At 60.7% G+C, this 3247-nt stretch carries 3 protein-coding genes; 1 reads left to right on the top strand and 2 read right to left on the bottom strand.

Annotated features, from left to right (window positions below; genetic code table 11):
- Positions 1–236: 236 nt before the first annotated feature.
- Positions 237–860 (bottom strand): hypothetical protein, encoded by a 624-nt coding sequence (locus D4B81_RS18355; RefSeq protein WP_161965293.1) that lies wholly within the window; start codon positions 858–860, stop codon positions 237–239.
- A 232-nt stretch (positions 861–1092) separates the two neighbouring features.
- On the bottom strand, positions 1093–2529 hold the full coding sequence (locus D4B81_RS17580) for an AAA family ATPase (RefSeq protein WP_161965292.1): 1437 nt from the start codon (positions 2527–2529) through the stop codon (positions 1093–1095).
- A 448-nt stretch (positions 2530–2977) separates the two neighbouring features.
- Here D4B81_RS17580 and D4B81_RS17575 point away from each other — a divergent pair.
- Positions 2978–3247 (top strand): hypothetical protein (locus D4B81_RS17575; RefSeq protein ID WP_161965291.1); only part of this gene is annotated, 270 nt, incomplete at its 3' end.

Below are 3247 nucleotides of genomic sequence, written 5' to 3'. Positions count from 1 at the left end.
CTCCAACACCCCGGCCTGCCCACGCCCAGAATAAGCCGTCCCAAGTCGCTTGACTTCCGTTAGGAACTCAGGAGCGGATGCCACCCAGTACGCAGTCAGTGAGTGCGATGGGGTCAAGCCCTTGGGTTGTACATCGTCGATCAACCATTAGACACCTTGGTGTCAAGCACTCCGTGCTTGGGTCCACCACCAGGTCTGACGCCCGCTTGGGCCAGCCCGCGAAGCCTCGTCCAACCCTACTGTGCGGGCATCCGCTTCGACCCCGTGATTCGCTGAAGTTCCGCCGCCCACTCGGTTAGTGCAAGCACCGAGCTGGCCGCAACATGGACCATCGCCTCCAACGCCTCGGGGCTTGCCCCCATGTTTTTCTTTTGCCGGAGGAAAGTCATGCGTAGGTACTTCGCAAGGATCTGGAGAATGTCGCGACCGCGGTAAAGGCCCGTTGCACACGACCCTTGTGCAGCGATCTGCAGGTCCTGTACCGACGGTGGCGCGGAAGATGCTGAGGCGGGCCGCTTCTGGAGCAGTATGCGGAGGTACTTGTCAGTATCGAGCGAGCCATCTTCCCTAATGTACTTGTCAAGGTCCACTTGATCGAATGGCAGGCCCCATTGCTTTACTGCGTTCGCTCGCCTGAGGCTAGAGAGCGGAGCGACTGCCTGGCGTGCTTTATCGACTACCTGCTCAGCGCCGCCCGATGCCGTGAGTTTCTGCTCAGAAGCTACTGCCTCGACTAACCGTTCGGCAACGCCCATCTCCAGTATTGTATTCTCGAGATCAATTCCTTCGTATGGGTGACAGGCGAACCCGCAAGCTACGAAATCAGCACCCGAATCGAAGTCAGTGTCGTAAACGCACACGAAGTCCCTGTCACCCAGCTCCCACAACCGAGCGCCCACTTCACTAACCCGCGACCTCGAACCCGCGATAAAGACTCTTTCTCTCGGGACGATGGGACTAAGTGCCAATTCGTCCGCCTTCCCTTCAACGAGAACCACGGGATCTACCTGCGGGGGAGCCAAGTGGAAGTGTAGCCTCCCCGCGAGGTCATCAAACTCTCGCAGTGACAGAGAGGCCGACCGTGACCCCTCTTCAGACATCGTCGTCGTGGTTCTCAATATTGACGGAGTCGGCAAGATCGTCCTCGTCGGTCAGCCCTTCAATATTCATCTCGGGAGGCCTCTCCAGTGAAAGAGGTACCTCAAGGTTCCAATTACCATTAACAATAGAGGGGGAATGTGTAGCGATCACGGTCTGTATGGCAACCAGTTCACCGACCCGCTCGAGATCGTTAATGAATTCATGCTGCCAGGCGGGGTGAAGAGAGATCTCTGGCTCGTCGACTAGAACGACGGATCCCGGCCTGGTGTCGAAGAGAAGTTGCGTAAAGATGGCGACTAGGTGCTGCTCGCCCGAGGAGAGCGTCGACACCTTCAACTTCTGACCGTAGGAGTTGACGACCGCGATCCCCGCTTCAGTCGGAGCCGTGCCTTTGTAAGACTGTGCCAACTTGCCGTCGATCAAGGACCGGAATAGGTCGATCTTGCGGTTGATGGGCTGGAGAGGCCGAAGACGCTTTTCCCAGTCCTCTAGGAAGACCGCCAAAATCCGCCTCTCGGTCGGGTTCATTCGGCCCTCCCGAATTGGAGGAGGGGCGTCGCCGAAGTGCAAGCCGTTCTCGGCCAACTCCTCCGATTGACTAACTAGCAGTTGGTACCGCTCGCGCAGATCGGACTCTTTGACAGTCTCATGCGCTCGGTCAAGAGCCCGCGCAGCGAAACTGCTGTCCGCGCTCTGGTTCACCCTTATCGCTTGACGCCTAGCGGACTCCACCTGTTCACCGATTCGTCGCAAGTAGCCTGCGATACGTGAGGCGGCCAACTTCTCACCATCTCTGGCGAACCGCCGATTTCCCGCAAGGTCGTTGCCCCGATCCGCGACCGAGTCAAGGCGCTTCGTATCAATAGTGATGCACGGCATGGCGGGCCATCGATCGACAAGAGCAGGGTCGAGCGCCTCCTCAAGTCTCCGCGCCGCACCGAGGCTTCCGAACCGACTGCGCCTGGACCAGGCCGTCTGTGCCCCATATATCTCGTGAGCTTCGCTGAGTGTGAGTCTCACGCCTGTTTGTCTATCGATATAGGCGTTGGGGCCGACTCGGTCTAGGTTGCGAACACGTTCGAGGGCTGCTTGCTCGTGACGATGCAGCGAGGCTGCGTCTACCCTATCCTCGATGCGCTCAAGTCCCCCCGGGCCGGTCGCAGCAAGGCGCATCTGCACGAATTGTAGATCGGCCCCACGTTCGATGACTGCCTCGACGGTAGAACCGTCGGTAAATGATAGACGTGCCGACGTGATTGGAGCCCTAGATAACGCGCTGATATCGAGTTTGAGTAATGCTTCTATTATTCGAAGCGTTTGGGTTTTGCCACTACCGTTGGGGCCCGTAAAGATCGTTGGCTCGCTCGACTTGAAATCGATACTGCGTTCGGCGTAGCCGAAGAAACCCTCGAGTTGCAGGGACGACATGTTGGCCATTGAAGCTCCGCATCGTTAGGGTCGGCGGTAGTGGCTAGGAAGGTATCACCGCAACGGCATGCTGCGGGATGGGGGAGTGCCGGTGCGAGCAGCTTTTCCCGCGTCTTCGGGGGCGATCAGGATCCGTCCGCCGAAGCTATGGGTCGTACACGGGCCTACGGGCAGAGGGTCCGCTCATCGGCGGATCCGGTCTGTCACGAGCCTCTCGAAGGCGCCTAGCTTTGAGCCACTGGGGCATCGGGGGTCATTGTCCGGGAATGGCGGGGCGGCGAGAAGGCGTATTGGCGGGGGCCCGCTCGGTCTCTGGACGTGCAGGCATTGCGGGTGCCGCGTCCCTTGGCCGGGGCGTGCTGTCCGTGGGTGGAGCGATAACGGCGAGGCGGTAGCGCAGTGCCTGCGCAGGGCGGGCTGAGACCAACGGCTCATTGGTGATGGTGGCTTGGGCGAGGGTCTGGACGTCGTGGCCTTCGTCGTGGAGGTGCTGCATGACATGGGCCAGGGCGGGCCAGTCCTCCTGGGCGGTGAGGCGTGGGTCGAGCCGGTCGGCGAGGGGAGCCCAGCGTTGTTCGGGGGCCTGCCGGGCGGCCGCTTCGAGCCGGGCACGCACGTCGCGAGTGTTGTCGAGCTGCTGGGTGGCGACCGCGTGGGGGTCGTCGTGCCAGGCGTGGACGGCCTGGTGCAGGGCTCGGCGGGTGGTCGCCTCGTCGGT

Source organism: Ornithinimicrobium cerasi (assembly GCF_003702705.1).
GTDB classification, from domain to species: domain Bacteria; phylum Actinomycetota; class Actinomycetes; order Actinomycetales; family Dermatophilaceae; genus Ornithinicoccus; species Ornithinicoccus cerasi.
This window is presented reverse-complemented; position numbering and strand designations above follow the sequence as displayed.